Source organism: Collinsella sp. An2 (genome assembly GCF_002160065.1).
GTDB lineage: Bacteria > Actinomycetota > Coriobacteriia > Coriobacteriales > Coriobacteriaceae > Limicola.
Window position 1 is genome coordinate 124617 of record NZ_NFJW01000003.1, and the last position, 24706, is coordinate 149322.

The following is a 24706-nucleotide window of genomic DNA, read 5'->3' on the forward strand; positions in this document are numbered from 1 at the left end:
CAGCGTCAATCTGATTCAGGCGGGCAATCGAGCCTCTCTTCTCAAGTTGCCGGGAATGCTGCCGTTGGGGTTTCCAGCTACGTCAGCATAACTGAAAAGACCCGCTGCTGGTAGGGCAGCGGGTCTTGAGCGCATATACGCTTAGCATGGCTGGGCTATATGCCCCAGCACTTCACGACTTACTGATAGTCGAAGACGTCGATCCAGCTCATGAGGAAGCTCTCCTCGAGGTCACGCTTGCGCGCGAGCTCGGAGGCGGCCACGATTGGCATCCACTGACGCACGACCTGCTTGGGCATGTCGGCGCGCTCGCAGTAGAGGTCGAGATAGGCCTCGGCCTGCTCCTTGGAGTTCAGCGCGAACAGCAGGTAGGTCATGGCGACGTCGGCGGCAGGGGAGCCCTGCGTGGCGTGAGCCCAGTCGCATACGGCGAGCTCGCCGTCATCGGCGACAATGACGTTGGTGGGGTTGAAGTCGCCGTGGCAAACCTGGAATTCCTTCTTCATGCCGTCGAGGCGCTCCATGAGGTTGTAGCGCTGGGTGGCGTTGATGGACTCAAGGCCACCGATCATGCGGGCATACTTGTCGCGCTGGCGGTTGAGCAGCGGCGAGGTGTGGTGATGAATCTCGATCTGCAGGTCAACGAACTGCTCGAGATACTCGCCGAAGCGCTGGGGCTCGGCTTCCATCTTCTCGGCAAGGGTGGTGCCGGGAATCTTGGAGGTGATGAGCGCCCAACCGGACTCGTCGCCCTCGACCTCGGTGACCTCAAGGGCCTTCGGGGAGCGGATGCCGCACTCGTTGATGCGGGCGAGGTTCAGTGCCTCGTTGAAGACGTCTGAAACGGGCTTGGTCTCGTTGAAGACCTTGGCGATCTTGTCACCCAGGTCATAGACGACCTTGTTGCCGCGGCGGACGAGCTCGGTCTTGGAATCGGGAAGGATCATAGCTCTTCATCCTTTCTAGGAGCCTAGTCTGACGAGGCGCCGGGGACGGTGTGCGCCCCCGGCGGAACGCAGCGAATCGGGTGTGGCCTTACGCCTCGTAGGACTGCGGCTCACGGCCGTAGTACGCATCGAGGTAGAGCTCCTTGATCTCGCTCATGAGCGGGTAGCGCGGGTTGGCGCCGGTGCACTGGTCGTTGAAGGCGTTCTCGGTCATCTCGTCGAGAGTGTCGAGGAAGTACTTCTCGTCGACACCGTACTCGGCGATGGTCTTCTTGATGCCGATGGTCTCCATGAGGTCCTCGAGCTTCTTGATGAAGTTCTCGAACACCTCGTGGTCGTCCGCGCCGGTGCAGCCGCAGTAGCGACCGAGGTCGGCGTAGTCGTGCAGCGCGTGCGGATACTGATACTGCGAGAAGGTGCCCATCTTGACCGGCTTCTCGGCAGCGTTGTAACGCATGACGCGCGTCAGGATGACGGCGTTGGCCAGGCCGTGCGGCAGGTGATGGTAGGCGCCAAGCTTGTGGGCCATGGAGTGGTTGAGGCCGAGGAAGGCGTTCGCAAAGGCCATGCCGGCGAGGCAGGATGCGTTGTGCATCTCCTCACGGGCGTGCGGGTCGGCAGCGCCCTTCTCATAGGCGGCCGGCAGGTTCTCGAAGACGAGCTTGGCGGCGCGCATGGAGAGGCCACGGGTGTAGTCGGAGGACATGATCGAGACATAGGACTCGATGGCGTGGGTCATGACGTCGATACCCGAGGCGCAGGTGAGGCCCTTCGGCGCGGTCATGGCGTTGTCGACGTCGACGATGGCCATGTTCGGCATGAGCTGGTAGTCGGTGATCGGCCACTTGATGCCGGTCTCGGCGTCGGTGATGATCGCGAACGGCGTCACCTCGGAGCCGGTGCCCGAGGAGGTCGGGACGGCGACGAAGTAGGCCTTGTTGCCCATCTCGGGGAAGGTGTAGATACGCTTGCGGATGTCCATGAAGTCCATGGCCATGTCCTCGAACTTGCACTCGGGGTGCTCGTACATGAGCCACATGATCTTGCCGGCGTCCATGGCGGAGCCGCCGCCGACCGCGATGATGAGGTCGGGCTCGAACAGCTTCATGCGCTCGACGCCCTTCTCGGCGTCCTGCAGGCGCGGATCGGGCTGGATGTCATAGAACGCGTCGTGAGCGATACCGAGCTCGTCGAGCTTGTCCTCGATCTGACGGCAGTTGCCGTTCTTGTACAGGAACTGGTCGGTGACGATGAAGGCGCGCTTCTTGCCCATGGCGCGGCCGAGCTCCTCGATGGCGACGGGCGTGCAACCCTTCTTGAAGTAGATCTTCTCAGGTGCCCTGAACCAGAGCATGTTCTCGCGGCGCTCTGCCACGGTCTTGATGTTGAGCAAGTGCTTCACCCCCACGTTCTCGGAGACGGAGTTGCCACCCCAGGAGCCGCAGCCCAGCGTCAGGGACGGCTTCATGCCGAAGTTGTACAGGTCGCCGATGCCGCCCTGGGAGGACGGGGTGTTGATGACGATGCGGCAGGCCTTCATCGTGTTCTCGAACAGCGCGATCTTGTCCTTCTCGGCAGGATGCACATAGAGCGAGGCGGTGTGGCCCGGGCCGCCGGCGAGCACGAGGTGCTCAGCCTTGTCCACGGCCTCCTGGAAGGTGGCAGCGTGATACATGGCGAGGACAGGGGAGAGCTTCTCGTGGGAGAACTCCTCTTTGTTCGGGTCGGTGGAGGTGACCTCGGCGATCAGGATCTTGGTCTTGGCCGGGACCTCGATGCCGGCGAGCGCGGCGATGGAGGCGGCGGGCTGGCCGGGGATACGGTGGTCAAGCGCGCCGTTCTTGAACATGGCCTCGCGCAGGGCCTCGAGCTCCTTACCCTGCTTTACGAAGTAGCAGCCACGACGCTCGAACTCAGCCTTGACCTGGTCGTAGATGGAGTCGAGCACGGTCACGGACTGCTCAGAGGCGCAGATCATGCCGTTGTCGAAGGTCTTGGAGTGAATGATGGAGTTGACGGCATTGAGGATGTCGGCAGTCTCGTCGATGACGACGGGGGTGTTGCCGGCGCCGACGCCCAGGGCGGGCTTGCCGGAGGAGTAAGCGCTCTTGACCATGCCCGGGCCGCCGGTGGCGAGGATGATGTCGGACTCGCGCATGAGGCGGTTGGTGAGGTCGAGCGACGGGGCGTCGATCCAGCCGATGATGTTCTCGGGCGCACCGGCCTTGACGGCGGCCTCAAGAACGACCTTGGCGGCAGCGATGGTGCACTTGGCGGCAGCCGGGTGCGGGGAGATGATGATGGCGTTGCGGGTCTTCAGGCAGATAAGGGTCTTGAAGATCGCGGTAGACGTGGGGTTGGTAGTCGGGATGACCGCGCCAACGACGCCGATAGGCTCGGCGATCTTCGTGATGCCGTAGGCCTCGTCGTGCTCGAGCACGCCACAGGTCTTGGTGTTCTTGTAGGCGTTGTAGATGTACTCGGCAGCGTAGTGGTTCTTGATGACCTTGTCTTCAAGGACGCCGCGCTGCGTCTCCTCGACTGCCATCTTGGCAAGCGGGATGCGCTGCTTGTTGGCAGCCATGGCCGCCTCGAAGAAGATCTTGTCGACCTGCTCCTGGGAGAACTTGGCGTACTCCTCCTGTGCCGCGCGAACGCGAGCGAGGAGGGCCTCAAAAGCCTCCATGTTGTCGACAACTTCGGGTGCGGCGGGCGCCGTTGGTTTTTTCACCATGTGTCTCTCCTTGTGACTGGTGACCTACCCTACAGCCTGAATAATATCAAGACTTTTCTCGGTAAACGGTTCAAATCCGGCAAACGGTAGATTGAAACGCTTCATTTATTTGGAACGTTTCAATTATCAAGTCAAGGTAAAGGGATCTGCCGAAAAGATGGGGAAGTAATGGTGGAGCATTAAGGGGAACGCTTTGAGGAAGCGGTGGCGATGGGGCGTTCCAACACGTCGACGCCAGCTCGTCGCTGTTAGGGTGCGGCGGGGGGTATAGGACAAAATGTGTGTCCGAGGCATCTCTGTCATGTCCACATGCCGACGATCCGTCAACGCTCAGTAATTCCCCGGAATCCGTCTCGATTCTGGAGCAAAACTGAGCCTCGATGAAATGCGTGGCCGCCGACGCTCAGTTAGCGGCAGGCGCCGTTGGTTTCAAGAAAAACTGAGCGTCGGCGCGGCGTATCATCGCCAATGCTCAGTTTCTTTCCAAAATGAGGCCTAATTCTGGAGCAAGACTGAGCGTCGGCGAGGGGGGGGGAGGGCTCCCTCGAGATATGAAAAAGGCGCTCCGAAGAGCGCCTGTACCATGAAAACCTGTCACGCCAATGAGGGCTTGGCAACATGTGTTAGGAGCGGGCAACCTTGCCAGACTTGAGGCAGTTGGTGCACACGTTCATCTTACGACGATGACCGTCAACCACAACGTAGACACGCTGGATGTTGGGACGGAACATACGGTTGGTGACGCGGTGAGAGTGGCTGATGGAGCGACCAGCAACGGGGTGCTTACCGCAAATCTCGCAAACTTTGGACATTTCTAGACCCTCCTTGGGCGGTTTTGTGCCGCTTGAACAAACAGATAGGAACTATAGCATATGACAGGCGCGCTACGTGCAATCTTCATACAGTTGACCCACGATCGCCGGGGGAGCAGTATGCCCGGTGAGCTGCAGCGGTAACAGGGTTGTGGCCGCTGGCGCGTGCGTTCTGCATTATTGCAGCTCATGGGTGTTTATGCAAGCAGTTGATGGCGTTCGATGTCCATGGATTTTTTACGAGCGGGCATCCAGGTGCCCCTCGCGCAGCCGTCGGTGGAACCTTGAGCGAATTAGTTGCTATATCACCTATTGCCTCGACGGTCAATATAGTTAGGTACCATTACTAAGTGGAGTTTCTATGGGGCTGCCGCTAATTGCTGGTCGTGGCACGCCGCGCCGTATCGCAAGGGTAGAACTATGCGCTGTCACACATCGTGCGCAGACAGGCACGGCGTGTGGCCAAGACGACTCTTTATATATGTGTCTTTGCGCTTCGGATGCTCTGCCGGTTCGTGACGGTTTCGCCTGCCGTCGGCACATATCGTCGTCAGGGAGGGAACGAACATCGAGTCGGATAGGGGGCGCACGTGAAGATCTTCAAATTCTTGAAGGGTCACGGCATCAACTTCCTCATAGCGCTCGTGCTGCTCTTCGCGCAGGCTAACTGCGAGTTGACGCTGCCGGGGCTCATGAGCGACATCGTGGATGTCGGAATCAGTCAGGGCGGCATCGAGAGCGCGGTGCCAAACGAGATTCCCGCAGACCAGCTGCAGCAGGTAGAGCTCTTCCTTGATACGGGGGATGCCGACCGGCTGGAGCAGAGCTTCTCGGGAGCGGATGCAAACGGGGTCCGGACGTTCGCCGGCGACGCGGACGACCGCGCGGCGCTGGAGGAGCCGGTCGCCCAGGCCGAGATGCTGGTGTATCAGCTGAACCAGGGCATTCCAGTTCAGGATTTCATGGACGCCGCCGTCGACGGGGACGCGGCCTCGAGCCAGATGCCAGCGGGCGCTGCCGCAGGCATCGTCCAGCAGCTTGGCGATACCGTCGACATGGATGACATCACGGCGCTCGTCAATGCAGGGGTCATCGACCGCGACACGCTGGTTGCCTCCCGCGAGGCACTCGTGGATTCGCTCGGCGACAACGGTGATACGATCGTCGAGTCTCGCGCCATCGAGTTCGTGAAGGACGCCTATCGTGCGGCTGGCCTCGACCTCAACCAGGTGCAGAGCGACTACCTGTGGAGCCAAGGCATGACGATGCTCGCCTATGCGCTCTTCTCGGCGCTCTGCGCGATCCTCGCGGCGTTCAATGCGTCGAAGACCTCCGCTGCCATCGCACGCGACCTGCGTCATGACCTCTATGAGCGCGTCCTCGACTTCTCGCCGGCCGAGATGAACAAGTTCTCCGCCGCCTCGCTCATCACGCGCGCTACCAATGATATCCAGCAGATCCAGATGGTGCTCGTGATGTGCCTGCGCATCGTGCTCTTCGCGCCTTGCATGGGCATCGGTGCGCTCGTTCGCGTGCTGGCGAACCCCATCGGTCTTGAGTGGATTCTCGCCGTGGCCGTCGCTGCCATCGCCGTGGCCATCGGCATGCTCATGGGCGTGACCATGCCCAAGTTCCGCATCATGCAGAAACTCGTGGACCGTAACAACCTCGTGGCTCGCGAGATCATCACCGGCATCATGCCGATTCGCGCCTTTGGACGCCAGGGTCACGAGCAGAAGCGCTATGACGAGGCGAACCGCGAGCTCACGGGTACCTATATCTTCACCAACCGCTGCATGAGCGCGCTCATGCCCGTCATGCTCATCGTCATGAACGCCTCTACGATCGCCATCGTCTGGTTCGGCGGCCTGGGCGTGGACGCCGGCACCGTCATGGTGGGCGACCTCATGGCCTACATCAACTACGTCATGCAGGTGATCATGAGCTTCATGATCATCACCATGATCTCGGTCATGCTGCCCCGCGCCGACGTTGCAGCCGAGCGTATCCAGGAGGTCCTGGTGACCCATTCGAGCATCGAGGACCCGAAGCCCCAGGAGCGCGTCACGCGCGAGCAGGGCGAGGGCTGGCGCGGCGTGGTTTCCTACAACGACGTCACCTTTACCTATCCCGATGCCGAGGTGCCCACGCTCGAGCACATCAGCTTCACGGCCGAGCCTGGCAAGACCACGGCGATTATCGGGTCCACGGGCTGCGGCAAGTCGAGCCTCGTACAGCTGCTTCCGCGCCTGTACGACGTGACCGAGGGCTCTATCACGCTCGATGGGGTGGACATCCGCGAGATCGGTCTCGAGGAGCTCCGCCGCTGCATCGGATACGTGCCGCAGAAGCGCATGCTGTTCAGCGGCACCATCGAGAGCAACATCAAGTACGGCGACCCCTCCATGTCCGACGGCGACATGGTGGAGGCGGCGCAGATCGCTCAGGCCACCGAGTTCATCGATGGCAAGCCGGACGGCTACCAGAGCCCCATCGCTCAGGGCGGCTCCAACGTGTCGGGCGGCCAGAACCAGCGCCTGTCCATCGCGCGTGCGCTGGCGATCCACCCGAAGGTGCTCGTCTTCGACGATTCCTTCTCGGCGCTCGACTACAAGACCGACTCCGTGCTGCGCGCCGAGCTTGCAGAGCGCGCTTCCGACGCCGCGATCATCATCGTGGCGCAGCGCATCGCGACGATCATGCACGCCGAGGAGATCATCGTGCTCGACGACGGGCGCATCGTGGGCCGCGGCACCCACGAGGAGCTGCTGCGCAACTGCCCAGAATACCTTGAGATCGCAAAGAGCCAGCTGTCGCCCGAGGAGCTTGGGCTGGACCGCGCGGACGGTGTCGCTACGGGCGAGGGCCGCGCGGCGGACGGTGACGCGCCGACGGGCGGCGTCGCCCTGGAAGGAGGTGAGCGCTGATGCCGGGTCCCATGGGTCGCGGTCCCGCTTCCGAGCGGGCCAAGGATTTCAAAGGCACGATTAAAAAGCTCGTCATCTACATCGCTCACGAGCGCATCGCGCTCATCGTGGCAATAGCCTGCGCCATCGGCTCGGTCGTCTTCAACGTTATGGGGCCGAAGGTGCTCGGCCAGGCGACCACGGAGCTCTTCAACGGCATCTCTGCGAAGATCATGGGGACGGGCTCGATCGACTTCGGGAAGATCGGCACGATTCTCGCCACGCTGCTGTGCCTCTACATAACTGCCGCCGCGCTCAACTTCGTGCAGGGCTGGCTTATGACGGGCATCACCCAGCGCGTGTGCTATCGCATGCGCAAAGAGATCATCGAGAAGATCGACCGCATGCCGCTGAGCTACTTCGAGACCAACTCCGTGGGTGACGTCTTGAGCCGTGTCACCAACGACGTCGATACGCTCGGCCAGTCGCTCAACCAGAGCGTCACGCAGCTCATCACCTCGGTGACGCAGATCATCGGCGTGACGGTCATGATGCTTTCGGTGTCGGTGGTGCTGGCGGGTGTGACCTTTCTCACCATCCCCGTGTCGCTCATCCTCGTCGTGATCGTGGTGCGCTCCTCCCAGCGGTACTTCCGTCAACAGCAGGCCCTGCTGGGCCGCGTCGACGGCATCATCGAGGAGAGCTTCTCGGGCCAGAACGTCATCAAGGTGTTCAACCGCGAGCAGCGCGCCGTGGCCGACTTCGACGTCGACAACGCACGTCTCTATGATTCCGGCTGGAGGTCTCAGTTCTTCAGCGGCCTCATGCAGCCGATCATGAACTTCGTGGCCAACCTCGCCTACGTCGCGGTGGTGTCCATCGGCGCCTTCTTGGCCGTTGCCGGCACCATCAATCTGGGCGATATCCAGGCATTCATGCAGTACGTGCGCAACTTCACCCAGCCCATCACGCAGCTGTCGCAGGTTTCCAACATGCTGCAGATGCTTTCGGCGGCGGCCGAGCGCGTCTTCGAGTTCTTGGACGAGGACGAGGAGAGCGCCGATGCCGTGACGCCTGAGCTTCCGCGCTGCCGAGGCGAGGTGACCTTTGACCACGTGCGCTTCGGCTACGTTCCCAACAAGACCATCATCCATGACTTCAGCTGCAAGGTGCAGCCGGGCCAGACGGTGGCTATCGTTGGACCCACGGGTGCGGGCAAGACCACGCTCATGAAGCTGCTCATGCGCTTCTACGACGTGAATGCCGGCTCCATCAGCGTGGACGGTGTGGACCTGCGCGATTACGCTCGAGACGACCTGCGCAAGAACTTCGCGATGGTGCTTCAGGACACCTGGCTCTTCAAGGGGTCGATCTTGGAGAACATTCGCTACGGGCGCGAGGACGCTTCCGACGACGAGGTGCACGCCGCAGCCCGCGCGGCGCTTGCGGACCACTTCATTCGCACGCTGCCCGGCGGCTATGACTTCGAGCTCAACGAGGACGCCTCGAACGTTTCTCAGGGCCAAAAGCAGCTGCTCACCATCGCGCGCGCGTTCATCGCCGACCGCCCGATCCTCATTCTGGACGAGGCGACCTCGAACGTTGACACGCGCACCGAGGAGCGCATCCAGCGCGCCATGGACGCCCTCATGCAGGGGCGTACGAGTTTCGTTATCGCCCATCGACTCTCGACCATTCGCAACGCCGATGTGATCTTGGTGCTGCGCGATGGTGATATCGTTGAGTCCGGCACACATGACGAGCTGCTGGCAGCAGGCGGCTTCTACGCGGAGCTCTATAACTCCCAGTTTGCAGAGGGTCCTGCCGAGGAGTAGAGATACGAGGTTCCGGCGCGGGCCTTTGGGTCCGCGCCGACGTGTCTGTGGGCATGTTTCTCGCGGGCGTCCCGCGGCGTCGACGCGGCGCTCTTCCTGCGGTATGTACGTCTCGTCCTGACTGCGCGGGCACCCGATTTCGTCTGCAGGGTTTCCCAGCTCGTAGTAAAATGCGAAGAATCACACTTCCTTGCACGATGGATGCGGACGTGCGCATCTCGAAAGGAGATTCCTGTGTCCCAGACAGTATCCGGAAGCCTTAGCGTTTCGAACGATGTCATCGCCGACATCGCCGGCTACGCGGCGATGTCTTGCTACGGCGTGGTCGGCATGGCCGAGCAGCTGCAGGGCGCCGAGAGCGTGCGCCTGCTTGCCGGCCAGCGCCTGCGCAAGGGCGTGCTGGTCTCCAGCGCCGAGGACGGCCTCAAGGTCGACCTCCATGTGGTGCTCGAGAACGGCGTCAACATGAAGTCCGTCTGCGAGAACCTGGCGAGCGCGGTTACGTTCACCCTTCAGGAGATCGCCGAGATCGATCCTGCAAAGCTTAAGATCGGCATCCATGTCGATGCCCTCAAGAGCCGCATGTACTAAGCGCTCACTAGGAGTTGGAGATTCACGCCGATGATTGCGAAGACCATTCGAACCTGCTTTCCCATCGCCGCCGCTGCGGTTTCTGACAAATCCGAGGAGATCAACAAGCTCAATGTCTTCCCGGTTCCCGATGGCGACACCGGAACCAACATGTCGCTCACCCTGGGCTCGGTGGTAAAGGAGCTTGCCGCCCTGCCCGCCGACGCGGACATGGAGGCCATCGCCGCCGCGATCACCCACGGCTCGCTCATGGGCGCCCGTGGCAACTCGGGCGTCATCACCTCGCAGATTCTTCGCGGCGCTGCCGAGGGTTTGGTGGGTGCCGAAGATCCCATCACCTCTGCCGATATCGCAGCTGCGCTGCGCAATGCCGTCAAGGTCGCCTTCAAGGCGGTCCGCAAGCCTGTCGAGGGCACCATCCTCACTGTGCTGCGCGACATCTCGACGCGCGCCGACGCCTGCGCGAAGGCGAAGGACTCCTACGAGGACACGCTCGACGCCATCGTGGTCGAGGCGTACGAGTCGGTTGCCCGCACGCCCGATCTGCTGCCGGTGCTCAAGGAGAACGGCGTCGTGGACTCCGGTGCGTTCGGCTTCGCGATCTTCCTCGAGAACTTCGTGGCGGCCGCGCTTGGCCGCACCACGGCGGTCGCCGAAATCTCGACCACCTTCGATGCGTCTGCCGACTCTGCTCGCGAGAACGCGCTCGACCGGGTCAAGATCGAGGCCAACGACGACTGGGAGGGCTCGGAGTATCGCTATTGCAACGAGTTCCTCTTCAAGGCCGACGCTCCGTTCGATGAGGACGAGTGCCTGCAGTTCCTTGCCTCCATGGGCGATTGCGAGCTGCTGGTGGGCGCCTACCCCGACTACAAGGTCCACGTGCACTCCAACACGCCGAACCTTGTGCTCGAGCACATGCTGAAGCTCGGCCAGATCTACGAGGTCTTCATCCACAACATGGACATGGAGTCCCGCGAGCGCACCGCGAAGATCCACGAGGACCAGGACGCCGGGGCGCCCGCTGAGCCGCCCAAGCCCCTTGGTTACGTTGCCGTCGCTGCCGGCTCGGGCGAGGCCGAGATCCTGACCTCTCTGGGCGTCGACGTGGTGGTGTCGGGTGGCCAGACCATGAATCCCTCTACCGCCGACCTGCTCGATGCGGTTTCCAAGGTCAACGCCGAGGCCGTGATCATCCTTCCCGACAACGGCAATATTCGCATGGCCGCTGAGGCCGCGGCATCCGCCTGCACCGACAAGAAGGTCGCCGTGGTTCCCACCAAGACCGTTCCGCAGGCATTCTCGGCGCTCTTTGCCGTGCTTCCCGATTCCACGCTCGAAGACGCCGTCGAGGCTATGACCGAGGCTGCCGCCGAGGTCCGCGACGGCGAGATCACGACCGCCGTGCGCGATTCCGCTGCCTCCGACGGGACGCCCATCCATGCGGGCGACGTCATGGGCATCATCAATGACTCGATCGACGTGGTGGGCTCCGACGTCAAGCAGGTCACGCTCGACTGCATCAATCGCATGCAGGAGGACGAGGAGGGCGATTCGCTCACCATTCTGGCGGGCTCTGACCTGTCCGATGAGGACTTTGAGGACCTGCTCGCTGCTATCGAGGAGGCTCAGCCCGACCTGGAGATCGACTCCCACCGTGGCGAGCAGCCGCTCTATCCGGTCATCTTCTCGATCGAGTAGCCGTGCCCGCACCGACGCGCATTCCCTCGGTGCCTCCTGTGTCCGACCGCCTGCTGCGTACGACAGCGCTTGGCGAGGACGTGGGGCGGCTTAAATATGTTTCTGGTGCACGTGAGGAGGCCCTTCACCGTCTCGGCTTGAATACGGTGGAGGACCTCCTCCTTCATATCCCGCGCCGCTATCTGGATTTCACGCATGCCTACAGCATCGAGCAGGCTCCGCTCGGCGAGGTCTGCACCATCGTCGCGACGGTCGATCGCGTGACGCTCAAGCACCCGCGGCCGCGCCTGTCGGTGGTCGAGGTGTCGCTCGTGGACGATACGGGCGTGCTGCAGCTTGCCTTCTTCAAGCAGCCGTGGCTGGCAAAGCAGCTGTCGCGGGGCGACAGGTTGGCTGTTCAGGGAAAGGTCGAGTTTTCCTACGGCTTCAAGCAGATGTCATCGCCGCATTACGAGCGCCTGGACGAACGGGCGGGTGCGGGCGGCATGATTCCCGTCCACGGGGTCTGCGAGGGCGTCTCCGTCGCCTGGATGCGTCGCATCGTATCCGGTGCGTTGGAGCGCGTGGGAGACTTTGCCGACCACCTACCCGCGCGCCTGCGTGCACGCCGCGGCGTCATGAGCGCTTCGCGGGCTCTGCGCGCCATACACTTTCCCCGATCACAAGCCGAGCGGGAACAGGCTCGGCAGCGCCTTGCCTACGACGAGCTGCTCCACCTGCAGCTCGCGTTGCGCCTGCGCAACGATGCGAATCTGCTCGACGTGACGCCCTATGCGCACACGCCCGGCGCGCATGTGGAGGCCTTTCGCCATGCGCTGCCCTATACGTTGACCGACGAGCAGGATGCGGCCGTCGCCGATATCCTCCGCGACATGCAGGATGGCTCGCACGTCATGAATCGGCTGCTGCTGGGTGACGTCGGCACCGGCAAGACCGCCGTTGCGTGCTTTGGGCTCGCCGCCGTCGCAGACAGCGGCTCTCAGGGGTGCGTGATGGCGCCGACGAGCGTGCTTGCGCAGCAGTATGCGCACAAGAGCGGGCCGCTTCTGGAGCGCGCCGGCGTATCCTGGGCGCTGCTGACCGGGGCCACCCCCGCCGCCGAGCGGGCAGACATCGTGCAGCGCTTGGCCACAGGCGAGCTCCAGGTGCTCTTCGGCACCCATGCCGTGCTTTCAGAGGATGTCGTCTTCCGGCGTCTGTCGCTCGTGGTTATCGACGAACAGCATCGCTTCGGCGTGGGGCAGCGCAACGCCCTGCGTGCCAAGGGCCCGGGCGCCGATTTGCTGGTCATGACTGCGACGCCCATTCCGCGTACGTTGGCGCTTTCGGTCTATGGGGACCTTGACGTGAGCATCATCCGCAACCGTCCCGTGGCCGGTGCGGGCGTCGAGACGAAGGTGCTCACCGAGGCGAACCGCGACATCGCCTACGGGGCGATACGCGACGCCGTCTCGGTTGGCAAGCGGGCCTACGTCATCTGCCCCATGGTCGAGCCGACCGACCATCCCGACGAGCTCGATGACGTACCTGGGCTCGACCTTGATGAGGATGGCCGCCCGCGCCCCGTGCATCTCCATAACGTGGTCGAGGAGGCCGAACGGCTGCGCATCACGTTCAAAGAGGCCCACGTCGGGATCCTGCACGGCCGCATGTCTGCGCGTGAAAAGGACGAGGCCATCGCTGCGTTTCGGTCGGGCGAGATCGATATTCTCGTGTCCACGACGGTGGTCGAGGTGGGTGTCGACGTGCCGGCGGCGACGGTCATGGTCATCGAGGACGGCGAGCGCTTTGGTCTGGCGACCCTGCATCAGCTGCGAGGGCGCGTAGGCCGCGGCGGCGACAAGGGCACGTGCTTCGTCATGACGCATGCGACGTCCGGCGGCAGGCGAGGGCCTGCCCAGGAGCGCCTCGAGGCCTTGGAGCGCACGCAGGACGGCTTCGCGCTTGCCGAGATGGACCTGCGCCTTCGCCATGAGGGTGAGATCTTGGGCCTGCGCCAGCATGGCGGGGTCTCGCTACGCTTCGTGGACCTCGATGCGGACGTCGAGCTCATCGAGGCCGCCCACGAGGACGCAAACGAGCTTTTGCGCTATGCTTCCACATTGCAATCGATGGCCACCTTGCCGCTTCGGCAGGAGGTCATCAGACGATACGGCGACGTGTTCAAAGAGGTGAGCGGCGGATGAGGGTTGTCGGCGGCGCATGGCGCGGCAGAAAGATCGGGGAGCCCCAAGGTCTGGAGACCACCAGGCCCACGACCGATCGGGTGCGCGAGGCCTGTGCGTCCATGGTTGACGCGGCTCTGCCCGACGGCATCGAGGGCATCTCGGTGCTCGATGCCTTCGCCGGCTCGGGCGCCATGGGAATCGAGATGCTCTCGCGCGGGGCACAGACGACCACCTTCTTCGAGATCGATCGCAAAGCGGCAGCGCTCGTGCGACGCAATGTCGAGGGGCTCTGCGCCGATCGCCGCCGCTTCAAGGTCGTGGTCGGCGACGTCCTTGCCTCCGCCTCACGCGGCCGGGTTCCTGGCGCCCCCTTCGACCTGGTGGTGCTCGACCCTCCCTATGCCTTCGGTGCCGTTCCGGTCGAACAGCTGCTTCAGGACCTTGTCGCCCACGGGCTGTTGGCGTCTGGCTGCCTTGCCCTTCACGAGCATGACGCCGCCGCTCCTGGAGCGCGTCCCGAGGGCTTCGAGGTGGTGCGCGAGAAGCGCTACGGCAAGATCGCCGTCGACCTGTTGCGGCTCGCGTAGCACCTTCGGCCCATTCACGGCGACCGTCCTAAGAACTTAAAGGAGACCAGCTATATGAAGTCAAGACTTAAAGAGTGACTTTTTCACTGATCGTTTGTTGGCAACGTTGTCCTTTGAGAGTCGGATATCGAATGCTTTGCAAGATCCTTCCCGGATAGGTTGGGATCGTAAGGAACCTGGTCGCGAAGCACGGCGAAGATGATGTGGCACATCTTCCTCGCCACCGCGGTGACGGCTACACGGTATTTCTTGCCTTCTTTCATCTTCTTGAGGTAGAACGCATGGAGGGCCGGGTCGTGCTGGCAGGCCCTGCCGGCGGCAAGCCAGACGGCGCGCCTCAGATACGCCGAGCCGCGCTTGGTGATGGGCCCGCCGCCGCTGTCGAACATGCCGGATTGGTTCACGCTCGAGTTGAGGCCGGCATAGCTCACCAGCGATGCGGCGTTGCGGAACCGCGAGATGTCGCCGATCTCCGCCACGATCTGGGCGCCCGTGGTGTACGAGATGCCGGGTATGGTGAGGATGAGGGGCTCCAGGGCGTCCAGGAGCCTTTTGATGCGCTGCTCCGTCTTGGCGCATTCCGCGTCCAGGAAGTCCATCTGCCGGACGAGGGACTTTATTTTGAAGGACGCCGCGTCGGCGCCGAGCGTGATGCCCACCGACGTCCTGGCGAGCTCTTTGAGCTCTTTGGCCTTTGCGACGACGCCCCGGCGCCCGCGCGACGCCTCGGAGAGGTCGTGCTCCAGGGACGCGAGGTGGCGTCGTCTGAGCTCGCGGGGAAGCGCGCTCTTGGCAAGGACGGCGCGGCTGCTCGAGCCGAACAGGTTGCTCTTCCCCCACAGCCCGACATACTCGGGGAAGTAGGAGTCCAGCAGGCAGACGCACTGCGTCTTCACCTCGGCGAGCTCCGCCTTCAGGGACTGCTGGTAGCGCGTGAGCGTTCTCAGCGACTGCACCTCGTCGGTGGCGAGCCTCGTCTCGTCGTACTGCCCGATGCGCAGCGTCTCCGCGATGAGCCCGGCGTCCATGCGGTCGTTCTTCACGCGCGCGAGCCCCTTGAACTTGCGCACCGCGCACACCTGCATCGGGTCGATGACGCAGACCGCGTACCCCTCGCGGACAAGGTGGGTATAGAGCGCCATCCAGTAGTGGCCGGTGGCCTCCATGCCGACGATGACGTCCTGCGGGGCCTCGGCAACCCCCTCGAGCCAGGCGGCGCACCTCTCGAAGCCCGCGAGGTCGTTTTTGAAGCCCATGGATTTGCAGATACGTTCGCCATGCTCGTCAACGGCATCGATAACGTGGTCCATCTTGGCGATGTCCACACCAGCGTAGATCATCCGCGCCGCCCCCTCTCCCTGCAGCAGGCGAGCGGCCTGCCTCGTATCACCCAGGGCCGCAACCTCCTACAAGAGATCCGAGGTGAACGAGGACCGTTCCCTCATCCAGCTTATCCGCGGACGCACCCGGGTGGGGCAGGATGTCACCCTCCTTAACGAGATAGCCTCTGCTTCTCAACGATTATGTCGACATCCCTGCCCGCCAGATTCTGCATTGCATCAAAGCATCCGATATCCGGCTCTTAAATGCAACAACTTAAAGATAGGAGACGATCATGGCAACAGTCTTGCCAGACCAGCATATCGATCACGTCTTGGTGCCTGGCACCTTTGACCCCATCACCTTTGGCCACATCGACGTCGTGCGGCGCGCCAGGAGGCTTTTCCCTCACGTGACCGTTGCCGTGGCCGAGTCGCTGGGGAAAAACGGCACCGGCCCCACCTTCTCGCTTCAAGACCGTGTGTCGCTCGCCACGACGGCGCTTGCGGGCATCGACGGCGTTGAGGTGCGACCGTTTACCGGCCTGCTCGTGGATTTCGCCCACGAGGTGGGGGCGGGTGCTGTCGTAAAGGGTCTGCGGGCTATGACGGACTTCGAGTACGAACTTCAGCAGGCAGACCTCAACTATCGGCTAGACCCCGAGGTCGAGTCCATCTTCGTCATGAGCTCCCCTCAATACGGCTATCTATCGTCTTCGGTGGTGCGCCAGATCGCCTCGTTTGGCGGCGACGTTTCGGAGTTCGTGCCCGACAATGTGGTGAAGGCCCTCAAAGAACGGTTTGCATGCTAAAAGGTGTAATGTGGTATGTGGTACCATGACGTGATGAGATATAACCGTTGAAAGGAGACCGGGATGCCGGGCGACAACTTCCCTGGCGAGAGGATCGAGAGCTTGGTCGATGAGCTCGAGGGCATCATCGAGGAAGCTAAGCCGCCTTTCGGCAAGAACGCGCAGTTCAAGGTCATCGAGACCGATGTCTTCTTCAACATTCTCGATGAGATTCGCATGAGCTATCCCGAGGAGTGGCAGAAGTCCCGCCGCATCCTGAAGGAGCGCGACGAGCTCATCGCTTCCGCGACCGCCCAGGCGGACTCCATCATTGCCGACGCCCAGCAGCAGGCGCTCACCATTGCCGGCGAGCAGGAGATCGTGCGCCTTGCCCAGCAGCAGGCCGACGACATTCGCGACCGCGCGCAGCAGTACGAGCGCGAGACGCGCTACGCCGCCGAGGACTATGCCGAGCAGGTGTTCACGCACCTCGAGGAGAACCTCAAGAGCCTCACGAACACCGTCGCGCGTTGCCGCCAGCAGCTGAACGAGAACTCTAACAACGCTCAGAACGGCGGCTGGTAATGGCACTCATCGACCCCATCGTCGTGGAGCTTGAGGGACGTCTCGAGTCTCCGGGTGAGAGCCTTCCCGTATCGGGCAAGGTCGATATTCCCGGCTATGCCGTGGGCGAGAAGGAGTTCCAGCTCGAGGACGGCATCTCCTATGACGTGGTGCTCACCAATGCGGGCGACGGCATCCTCGTGTCCGGCCTGGTGCGCGCCCATGTGATCGGTACGTGCGACCGCTGCCTAGACCCCGCCCATTTCGACGTCGCGGGTGAGCTCGAGGAGTATTTCCTGTTTCACGAGCCTGAGGACGCCGAGGCCTACGAGGACGGGTTCGAGCTAGTGGGGGAGAACCGTTCGGTCGACCTTGCAGGGCCCATTGCCGATGCGGTCATCATGGATACCCCGTTCGTGGTGCTGTGCCGCCCCGACTGCGCCGGGCTCTGCCCGGTGTGCGGCTGCAACCTCAACCATGAGCAGTGCGACTGCGCCGAGCAGGCCGAGGAGGACTGGGTGCAAAGCGACGAGAACCCCTTCGCCGCGCTCAAGAACCTCAAGCTCGACGAGTAGCGTCGTCAACAGGGGGCGCGCTCGCTTGCGTTGCCGCGTGCTCACCGGCCAGCGCGCGGGATAGATCGCGTGTGCAAGCTATGTGGTCAAGCGGTGACGTGCGAGAATCTTCGCTATACAGAGCTGGCGTTTGTGTGCTAATATCATCGCCTGTGCTTATTCACGCTTGTTCGTTAGGACATAAGGAAGGTCATCATGCCAGTACCTAAGCAAAAACAGGGCCGTATCCGGACCCATCATCGTCGTTCTGCCAACATGAAGATCGACGCTCCGGCTCGTTCCATCTGCCCTCGTTGCGGCGCCGTGAAGCTTCCCCATCACGTCTGCCCCAACTGCGGTTTCTACAAGGACCGCGAGGTCATCGTCACCGAGTAACCATCGAGGCGGATACGTCCGCAGCATGATGCCCGCTGAAGGTGATAGTCACACTGCACGCCGAGCGTGCGTTCTTTGGGAATCTATGGCCGGCTCGGTGAGTCGGCCATTTCACTATCGAGGTGATTTGACATGAGCAAGGTCCGTGTCTGTGTCGATGTCATGGGTGGAGACGAGGAGCCTCAGGTCGTTCTGGACGGTATCGACGCCGCCCTCGCCGCCGATCCTGAGCTTGAAGTTGTCGCAGTTGGCCCGCAGGACATCGTCGAGGCGTTTGCCGCCTCGCGCGATCGTGTAGAGCCGCTCGTCGCGCCCGACGTGATCACCATGGAAGACGATCCCATCAAGGCGGTCATGACGAAGCGCAAGTCGTCCATCGTCCTTGCCTGCCGCGCGGTCAAGAAGGGGACGGCCCAGGGCTTCTTCTCTGCCGGTGCGACCGGTGCCATCACCGCGGCTGCCACGGCCTATGTGACGCCGTTCCGCTATGAGGTCGACGGTCGTCGCGAGCCCATCCGCCCCTGCATCACCACGGCCGTGCCCAACCGTGCAGGTGGACTTACGGTGCTTTGCGACATGGGTGCGAACCCCGACGTCGAGGTCGAGGACATGGTGCGGTTTGGCCAGATGGGCGCCGTCTATTCCCACGTCGTGTGCGGCGTGGAGCATCCCCGCGTGGGACTGCTTTCCAACGGCACGGAGGACTCCAAGGGCTCGCATTTCACCAAGGCGTGCTTCCCGGCCATGCGTGAGGCGGTTCCCGGCTTTATCGGCAACTGCGAGGGCACCGACCTTCTTGCCGGCACCGTCGACGTGGTGGTGACCGACGGCTTTGCCGGCAACGTTGCGCTCAAGGCTACCGAGGGCGCTGCGAAGATGATCATGCACGAGCTGAAGGGCGTGCTGTTGGGTTCGCTCAAGGGCAAGATCGCTGCGCTTCTGGTCAAAGACCAGCTCGGCGCGCTCAAGGAGAAGCTCTCCGGCGACGCTGTGGGCGGCGCGATCCTGCTGGGCCTCAAGGGCGTCGTGCTCATTGGACACGGTGCGACCTCGGTCGAGGCCGTGAAGAACGGCACTCTTGCCACCGCGCGCGCCATCAGGGCCGACCTGGTGGAGAAGGTTGCCGATTCCATGGACGGGTTGGTTGAGTAGCGTCTTCAGGACGTGCACCAAGAACGATGTTCAGAAAGGCCCCGGGCTCGCTCGGGGCCTTTGCGTAGCCCGCGCCCGCCGACAAACTTTTGAGCCGCCCGCGGACGGCGTCGTTGAGCGGTCTGGACATTGCGGGTAGAATCGATACGGTTCATCATCGCCGCTTGCGGCATGCGAAAGGAGAGAACATGGAGCGCACCGAGATTTTCGCTAAGGTCGTCGACGTCGCCAGCGATGTTCTGGGCATCAGCCCCGACGAGATCGCCGAACAGACCACGTTCGACGATCTTGACGCCGACTCGCTCGACCGCCTGCAGCTTGTCACCGCGTTCGAGGACGAGTTCGGCATCGAGATCGCCGAAGACAAGCTCATGTCCATTAACTCTGTCGCCGACGCCATCGATGCTATCGAGGCTACCCAGGAGGCTTAAGGTTCGTGCCCGTTTCCGAAAAACTCGCCCGGGTCGAAGAGATCTGCGATTACCAATTCAACGATAAGAAGCTGCTGCGCTGCGCGATCACCCACCCTTCGGCGGTGGAGGGCCAGCCTGTTTCGGCCTCCTACGAGCGCCTTGAGTTCTTGGGCGACTCGATTCTGGGGTCGATTGTTGCGCTGGCCTTGTTCCGCAGCTATCCCACCTTCGACGAAGGAAAGCTCACCCGGCTCAAGGTATCGCTCGTTTCGGGCATGACGCTCTCCGATGTCGGCTTGGAGCTTGGTATCGATTCGTGCATCATCTTCGGCGCCTCCGAGACGGGGACCGGCGCGCGTGGTCTGCACTCCGCGCTTGAGAACGTCTATGAGTCGCTTGTGGGCGCTATGTATCTCGACGGTGGTTGGGACGTGGCGGAGCGCTTCGTCACCCGTACGTTGAAGCCTCATCTTGCTGCCGACCGTGCGGAGCACCCGACGAATCCCAAGTCATACCTGCAGGAGTGCGTACAGGGCGATCATGGCGATCCTCCTGTCTACAAACTCGTCGACACGAGCGGTCCTGCCCATGAGCCCACCTTTACCGCGGTGGTTCTGGTGGGCGGTGCGCGCATGGGACGCGGCACCGGTTCGTCCAAGAAGGAGGCGGAGGCTGCCGCCGCGCTCGACGCGCTTGAGCGCCTGGGATATACCACGGGCGGCGTCATCCTAAAGAAGAAGCTGGGGTGAGGGATCGAGCGTGTACCTGAAGTCACTCACCCTCAAGGGGTTTAAATCGTTTGCCGATCGTGCCCACATGACGTTCGAGCCGGGCTTGACCGTCATCGTGGGCCCGAACGGTTCGGGCAAATCGAACATCTCCGACGCCATTTTGTGGGTGTTGGGCGAGCAGAGCGCCAAGCACCTGCGCGGCCAGGCCATGGAGGACGTTATTTTCTCCGGTTCGTCCGCCCGCAAGCCGGTGGGTGTCGCCGAGGTGACGCTCGTGCTTGATAACTCGGACCACGTGCTGCCCGTCGACTTCGACGAGGTCGCCATCACGAGGCGCATGTACCGTTCGGGCGAGTCCGAGTACCTCATCAACTCGAGCCCCTGCCGCCTCATGGACATTCAGGACATCCTGCACGACTCCGGTCTGGGCAAGGACACGCATTCCATCATCAGCCAGGGCAAGCTCGACGCCATTCTGCAGAGCCGGCCCGAAGAGCGCCGCGCCCTCATCGAGGAGGCTGCGGGCATCTCGAAGCATAAGCGCCGCAAAGAGCGTGCGGCCCGCAAGATCAAATCCATGGATGAACACCTGGTGCGTGCGCGCGACGTAAGCCGTGAGGTCACCCGCCAGCTTCGTCCGCTCGAGCGCCAGGTGGACCGTGCGCGCAAGTACCGCGATCTCTCCGAGCGTGCGACACGCCTGACGCAGATCCTTGCCGTCGACGAGCTCCGTCGGCTCCAGGCCGAATGGGCCGATCTTGAGTCCCGCGCCAAGGAGGGCGAGGCCTCGCTCGAGGTGGCGCGCTACCGCATGGCCGAAAAGGAGCGCGAGCTTGAAAAGCTTCAGGTCATGCTCGAGGAGAAGGGCCTGTTTGTGGGCGACCTCGGAGAGCAGCGCCGCCGCGTGCAGGACGTCGTGGGCCGCATGAACTCCGACATGCGCCTGCTCGAGGAGAAGGGCCACAACATGGTGACCCGCCTCTCCGAGATGCGCGGCACCCTGTCGGGCTCCGAGCATCAGCGCCGCCGCGTTGCCGAGGACCTCGAGCATGTGCGCACACAGCTGGACGAGGTGACCGCAGAGCTTTCCGTTGCCGAGTCCGACGTGGCCGAGCTCGAGCCTGCCGCCGATCGTATCCACGCGCGCCGTGTGGAGCTCGACGACCAGATCGGCGCACTCACGCGTGAGCAGCGCGAGGAGCAGCGTCGCGCCGACAACGCCTCGCTTTCGCTTGCCAAGGTAAAAGAGACGCTCTCGAACGCCGAGCTTGAGGACGATCTCTACGCGTCGCGCCTCGACCAGCTTGCCGAGGCCATCGATACCGTGCAGGCATCGCTTGAGAGCAGGCGTGGTCGCGCCGAGGAGCTTGAGGCAGAGCTCGCCCAGGCAAAGCAGGCTAAAGAGGATGCCCAGGGAGCCATCGACGTGGCGCAGCGCGCCCTCAACGAGCTGTCGGCCAAGGAGTCCGAGGCGCGCGACCGCCTGGGTGAGGTTCGTATGGAGCTGTCGAGCTTGCGGAAGCTCGATGCCCGCCTGGCGGATTCCTCGCCGCTCACGGCGCGGGTCGCGCAGGCGTGCGCGGACTCGGTGGAGGCGCGCCTGGGAGACGTCATCGAGGCGCCGCAGGAGCTTGAGTCGCTCGTCGAACAGCTGCTTGCCGACGATATCGACGCCCTGGTCATGACCGACGCTGCGGCCATTCGTGCTGCGGGCGCCTGCGCGCAGGAGGACGGCGCCTCCGGCGAGGCCCTGCTCATCTCGCGCGGCGTTGCGCCGGTGGGCGCCGCCGACGGCGCTGCGGGACGGCGCCTGGTGGAGCTGCTGCAGGTCCGCGATGGGTATGGACCTGCCGTCGCGGCGCTTCTGGGACACGTGCAGCTTGTCGATTCGCTTGACGAGGCGCTTGACGCGCCGGTGGTCCCCGGCGTTCTCTACGTGACGCCCGATGGCATGCGGGTGCGCGATGGCGGCGTGGTACGCGTGGGTTCGGGCGCCGATGCCTCTGCGGGTGCCCTTGAGCGCAAGCGTCGCATCCGTGAGCTCGCAGGGTTGGAGCCCGATCTTTCGGCCACCTTTGAGCATGCCGGCCAGCAGGTCGACGAGGCCCGTGTGGCGCTGACCCAGGCCCGCTCCTCTGAAGGCGATGTTGCGGGCGAGATTGCGCGCCTGGAGGGAGAGCGCTCGTCGGTGCTCGCCGAGATCGGGCGGCTCGAGCAGTCGCTGTCGTCGTCCCTTGCCGACCAGACGCAGCTCACGCATCGCCGCGAGAAGGCAGCCGAGCAGGTGCGCGCGGCACAGCCCCAGGTCGAGGAGCTCTCGCGCACGCGTGACGAGGCCCGTGCCCGCGTGGGGGAGCTTGCGTCCCAGCTTGCCGAGCTCAACGATGAGTTCGATCGGCTGCGCCGCGAGGACGCCGAGGCCGCCGGCAAGCTCGGTGACGCGAAGGTCCGCCGCGCGCAGGCGAGCGAGCGCAAGCGTAGCCTGGAGCGTCGCGCGCCCGAGCTGGAGCGTCGCCTCGAGGGCATCGATCGACGAATCCGGGCCACCACCCAGGCGTCGCGTTCCCTTGAGGTGCTGAGGCTTCGCGTCGACCCGCTGCACGACCGGTATTCGGCGCTTCTTGAGCGCGCCATGGACTGGGCTGCTCGCCTGCGGGACCAGGCGTCTCTTGAAGAGGCCGATTCGGCGAGCCTGAAGGCCACGATCGAGGAGGCCAAAGAGCAGGTCGCTGCCGCCAAGCGTGAGGTCGACGAGGCGTCTTCCGACCAAAACGAGTTTCAGGTCGCCCGCGGCAAGCTTGAGGTCAAGGTCGAAAACGCCATCAAGGCCATCACCGCCGACGGGAAGACGGTGCTCGAGGAGGCGCTGGCGCTTCCTGCGCCCGAGGACCGCGACGCGGCCGAGCGAGAGCTGAACGACCTCGCTCGCCAGATCAATAACCTCGGCCCGGTCAACCAGGTGGCGATGGAGGAGTACGAACGCCTGCGCGAGCGCGCCGACTACATCGCGTCCCAGCTGGCCGACCTTGAGGCGGCCCGCAAGGCGCTCACCAAGATCACGGCAGCCATCGACCGCAAGATGCGCAACGCCTTCCTTACGACCTTCGACAAGGTGGACGCCAACTTCCGCGAGGTGTTTGGCATGCTGTTCCCCGGCGGACAGGCCCATCTTGAGATGACCGACCCGGAGCACCCCGCCGACACGGGCATCGAGGTCGTCGCGCAGCCGCGCGGCAAGCGCATCACCAAGATGATGCTCATGAGCGGCGGCGAGAAGAGCTTGACGGCGCTTGCGCTGCTCTTCGCGGTCTATCGCACGCGCACGGTGCCCTTCTACGTGCTCGACGAGGTCGAGGCGGCGCTTGACGACTCGAACCTCTCGAAGCTGCTCGATGCCATTGACGTGCTGCGAAAGTCCACGCAGCTGCTTGTGGTTTCGCATCAGCGCCGCACCATGGAGGACGCGGACGTGCTCTACGGCGTATCCATGCAGGCCGACGGAGTGAGCCGCGTGGTGAGCCAGAGACTTGATCGCACGACAGGAAAGGTTGTGAATGCATAATGGGACTCTTTGACGCGCTGTCGCGCGGTTTGAAGCGCAGCCGCGAGGCCTTGAACGAAGTCTTCTACTTCGGCGGCGAGGTCACCGAGGAGTTTTGGGAGGAGCTCGAGGACACCCTGGTCATGGGAGACATGGGTGCCGAGATCTCCATGCAGGTGACCGACGACCTGCGCGACGTGGCGGCACGCAAGAACCTTACGACGGCGCCTCAACTGCGCCGTGCCCTGGCTGAGCGCCTTGCGGAGAGCTTCGTGGTCCCCGAGCACGACCCCTTTGACGACACGCCTTCGTGCGTGCTGTTCGTGGGCATCAACGGCGCGGGCAAGACCACCACGGTGGGAAAGATCGCCAGCGCCGCGCACGAGAAAGGTAAGAACGTCGTCATCGGCTCTGCCGACACCTTCCGCGCCGCCGCTATCGAGCAGCTTGACGTATGGGGCAAGCGTGCCGATGTGCCGGTGGTCAAACGCGACCGCGGCGCGGATCCTGCCAGCGTGTGCTATGACGTTCTCGACGAGGCCGATCGCCGCGGGTCCGACCTTGTGCTCATCGACACCGCAGGCCGCCTGCACACCTCTCCCGAGCTCATGCGCGAGCTTGCCAAGGTGGTCAACGTGACGCGCAAGCGTGCGGCGAAGTGCCGTGCCGGCGCCATGCCGGTCTCGGTCGTGTTGGTCATCGACGCGGGTACGGGCCAAAACGGCCTCAACCAGGCTGTTGAGTTCAACGAGGCGCTTGGCCTGGACGGCATCATCATGACCAAGCTCGACGGCACCGCGAAGGGCGGCATCGCCATGGCCGTAGCCTCCAAGCTCAAACTTTCCATCTACCGTATCGGCGTCGGCGAGCGCATCGAAGACCTGCAACCCTTCGACCCCCAAGCCTTCTGCCGCGCCCTCGTAGGCGAGGAGTAACGTCAACCTCCTCCTCCCGCATGGTAGAG

19 protein-coding genes are annotated in these 24706 nt (G+C 63.3%); 15 read left to right on the forward strand and 4 right to left on the reverse strand.

Features of this window, described 5'->3' with window-relative positions:
• Positions 1–179: 179 nt before the first annotated feature.
• The 3 genes from B5F33_RS03415 to rpmB all read right to left on the reverse strand — a co-directional run bounded on the left by B5F33_RS03415 (position 180) and on the right by rpmB (position 4493).
• Entirely contained in the window at positions 180–947 is a 768-nt protein-coding gene (locus B5F33_RS03415) for an aminoglycoside phosphotransferase family protein (RefSeq protein WP_087410392.1), read from the reverse strand.
• An 88-nt stretch (positions 948–1035) separates the two neighbouring features.
• A complete protein-coding gene (gene adhE, locus B5F33_RS03420) occupies positions 1036–3681 on the reverse strand; it encodes a bifunctional acetaldehyde-CoA/alcohol dehydrogenase (protein WP_087410393.1) in 2646 nt (881 codons plus the stop codon).
• A 623-nt stretch (positions 3682–4304) separates the two neighbouring features.
• Positions 4305–4493 (reverse strand): 50S ribosomal protein L28, encoded by a 189-nt coding sequence (gene rpmB / locus B5F33_RS03425; protein WP_087410394.1) that lies wholly within the window; start codon positions 4491–4493, stop codon positions 4305–4307.
• Positions 4494–5083: 590 nt separating this feature from the next.
• Here rpmB and B5F33_RS03430 point away from each other — a divergent pair.
• The 6 genes from B5F33_RS03430 (at position 5084) to rsmD (ending at position 14281) form a co-directional block, all read left to right on the forward strand.
• Positions 5084–7420 carry an ABC transporter ATP-binding protein gene (locus B5F33_RS03430; RefSeq protein WP_087410395.1) on the forward strand — a complete coding sequence of 779 codons (2337 nt, stop codon included), beginning with the start codon at positions 5084–5086 and terminating at the stop codon, positions 7418–7420.
• Positions 7420–9234, forward strand: coding sequence for an ABC transporter ATP-binding protein (locus B5F33_RS03435; protein ID WP_087410396.1), 1815 nt, complete (start codon positions 7420–7422; stop codon positions 9232–9234). Before B5F33_RS03430 ends, B5F33_RS03435 begins: the two co-directional genes overlap by 1 nt.
• Before the next feature lie 234 nt (positions 9235–9468).
• Complete coding sequence (locus B5F33_RS03440; RefSeq protein ID WP_239284727.1) at positions 9469–9825, forward strand: Asp23/Gls24 family envelope stress response protein; 357 nt, start codon at positions 9469–9471, stop codon at positions 9823–9825.
• Between the two features lie 30 nt (positions 9826–9855).
• Positions 9856–11526: a DAK2 domain-containing protein gene (locus B5F33_RS03445; RefSeq protein WP_087410398.1), complete on the forward strand. Its 1671-nt coding sequence runs from the start codon at positions 9856–9858 to the stop codon at positions 11524–11526.
• Positions 11527–11528: 2 nt separating this feature from the next.
• Positions 11529–13712, forward strand: coding sequence for an ATP-dependent DNA helicase RecG (gene recG, locus B5F33_RS03450; protein ID WP_087410399.1), 2184 nt, complete (start codon positions 11529–11531; stop codon positions 13710–13712).
• A complete protein-coding gene (rsmD, locus tag B5F33_RS03455) occupies positions 13709–14281 on the forward strand; it encodes a 16S rRNA (guanine(966)-N(2))-methyltransferase RsmD (protein ID WP_087410400.1) in 573 nt (190 codons plus the stop codon). Before recG ends, rsmD begins: the two co-directional genes overlap by 4 nt.
• Before the next feature lie 83 nt (positions 14282–14364).
• On the opposite strand, the gene B5F33_RS03460 is transcribed toward rsmD, so the two are convergent.
• On the reverse strand, positions 14365–15621 hold the full coding sequence (locus B5F33_RS03460) for an IS110 family transposase (RefSeq protein ID WP_087410401.1): 1257 nt from the start codon (positions 15619–15621) through the stop codon (positions 14365–14367).
• 275 nt (positions 15622–15896) lie between these two features.
• On the opposite strand from B5F33_RS03460, the gene coaD reads away from it, so the two are divergent.
• The 9 genes from coaD to ftsY all read left to right on the forward strand — a co-directional run bounded on the left by coaD (position 15897) and on the right by ftsY (position 24677).
• The gene (coaD, locus tag B5F33_RS03465; protein WP_087410402.1) at positions 15897–16412 is read left to right on the forward strand and encodes a pantetheine-phosphate adenylyltransferase; all 516 of its coding nucleotides are present in this window, start codon (positions 15897–15899) and stop codon (positions 16410–16412) included.
• A gap of 63 nt (positions 16413–16475) precedes the next feature.
• Positions 16476–16976, forward strand: a complete 501-nt coding sequence (locus B5F33_RS03470) for an ATPase (RefSeq protein WP_087410403.1) — start codon at positions 16476–16478, stop codon at positions 16974–16976.
• The gene (locus B5F33_RS03475) at positions 16976–17530 is read left to right on the forward strand and encodes a DUF177 domain-containing protein (RefSeq protein WP_087410404.1); all 555 of its coding nucleotides are present in this window, start codon (positions 16976–16978) and stop codon (positions 17528–17530) included. The genes B5F33_RS03470 and B5F33_RS03475 overlap by 1 nt, the downstream gene beginning before the upstream one ends.
• 195 nt (positions 17531–17725) lie before the next feature.
• Positions 17726–17905 (forward strand): 50S ribosomal protein L32, encoded by a 180-nt coding sequence (gene rpmF / locus B5F33_RS03480; protein ID WP_087410405.1) that lies wholly within the window; start codon positions 17726–17728, stop codon positions 17903–17905.
• Positions 17906–18037: 132 nt separating this feature from the next.
• Positions 18038–19057: a phosphate acyltransferase PlsX gene (gene plsX / locus B5F33_RS03485; RefSeq protein ID WP_087410406.1), complete on the forward strand. Its 1020-nt coding sequence runs from the start codon at positions 18038–18040 to the stop codon at positions 19055–19057.
• A 188-nt stretch (positions 19058–19245) separates the two neighbouring features.
• Complete coding sequence (locus tag B5F33_RS03490) at positions 19246–19488, forward strand: acyl carrier protein (protein ID WP_087410407.1); 243 nt, start codon at positions 19246–19248, stop codon at positions 19486–19488.
• A gap of 5 nt (positions 19489–19493) precedes the next feature.
• On the forward strand, positions 19494–20219 hold the full coding sequence (gene rnc / locus B5F33_RS03495) for a ribonuclease III (RefSeq protein ID WP_087410408.1): 726 nt from the start codon (positions 19494–19496) through the stop codon (positions 20217–20219).
• Between the two features lie 10 nt (positions 20220–20229).
• Positions 20230–23763: a chromosome segregation protein SMC gene (gene smc / locus B5F33_RS03500; protein WP_087410409.1), complete on the forward strand. Its 3534-nt coding sequence runs from the start codon at positions 20230–20232 to the stop codon at positions 23761–23763.
• Positions 23763–24677 carry a signal recognition particle-docking protein FtsY gene (gene ftsY / locus B5F33_RS03505; RefSeq protein ID WP_087410410.1) on the forward strand — a complete coding sequence of 305 codons (915 nt, stop codon included), beginning with the start codon at positions 23763–23765 and terminating at the stop codon, positions 24675–24677. Before smc ends, ftsY begins: the two co-directional genes overlap by 1 nt.
• Positions 24678–24706: the final 29 nt, after the last annotated feature.

Coding starts and splice junctions, on each gene's coding strand:
- rsmD (WP_087410400.1), top strand. CDS start 13,709: ATGAGGGTTGTCGGCGGCGCATGGCGCGGCAGAAAGATCGGGGAGCCC.
- B5F33_RS03435 (WP_087410396.1), top strand. CDS start 7,420: ATGCCGGGTCCCATGGGTCGCGGTCCCGCTTCCGAGCGGGCCAAGGAT.
- B5F33_RS03470 (WP_087410403.1), top strand. CDS start 16,476: ATGCCGGGCGACAACTTCCCTGGCGAGAGGATCGAGAGCTTGGTCGAT.
- B5F33_RS03460 (WP_087410401.1), bottom strand. CDS start 15,621: ATGATCTACGCTGGTGTGGACATCGCCAAGATGGACCACGTTATCGAT.
- B5F33_RS03415 (WP_087410392.1), bottom strand. CDS start 947: ATGATCCTTCCCGATTCCAAGACCGAGCTCGTCCGCCGCGGCAACAAG.
- rpmF (WP_087410405.1), top strand. CDS start 17,726: ATGCCAGTACCTAAGCAAAAACAGGGCCGTATCCGGACCCATCATCGT.
- B5F33_RS03490 (WP_087410407.1), top strand. CDS start 19,246: ATGGAGCGCACCGAGATTTTCGCTAAGGTCGTCGACGTCGCCAGCGAT.
- plsX (WP_087410406.1), top strand. CDS start 18,038: ATGAGCAAGGTCCGTGTCTGTGTCGATGTCATGGGTGGAGACGAGGAG.
- B5F33_RS03475 (WP_087410404.1), top strand. CDS start 16,976: ATGGCACTCATCGACCCCATCGTCGTGGAGCTTGAGGGACGTCTCGAG.
- rpmB (WP_087410394.1), bottom strand. CDS start 4,493: ATGTCCAAAGTTTGCGAGATTTGCGGTAAGCACCCCGTTGCTGGTCGC.
- coaD (WP_087410402.1), top strand. CDS start 15,897: ATGGCAACAGTCTTGCCAGACCAGCATATCGATCACGTCTTGGTGCCT.
- ftsY (WP_087410410.1), top strand. CDS start 23,763: ATGGGACTCTTTGACGCGCTGTCGCGCGGTTTGAAGCGCAGCCGCGAG.
- adhE (WP_087410393.1), bottom strand. CDS start 3,681: ATGGTGAAAAAACCAACGGCGCCCGCCGCACCCGAAGTTGTCGACAAC.
- B5F33_RS03445 (WP_087410398.1), top strand. CDS start 9,856: ATGATTGCGAAGACCATTCGAACCTGCTTTCCCATCGCCGCCGCTGCG.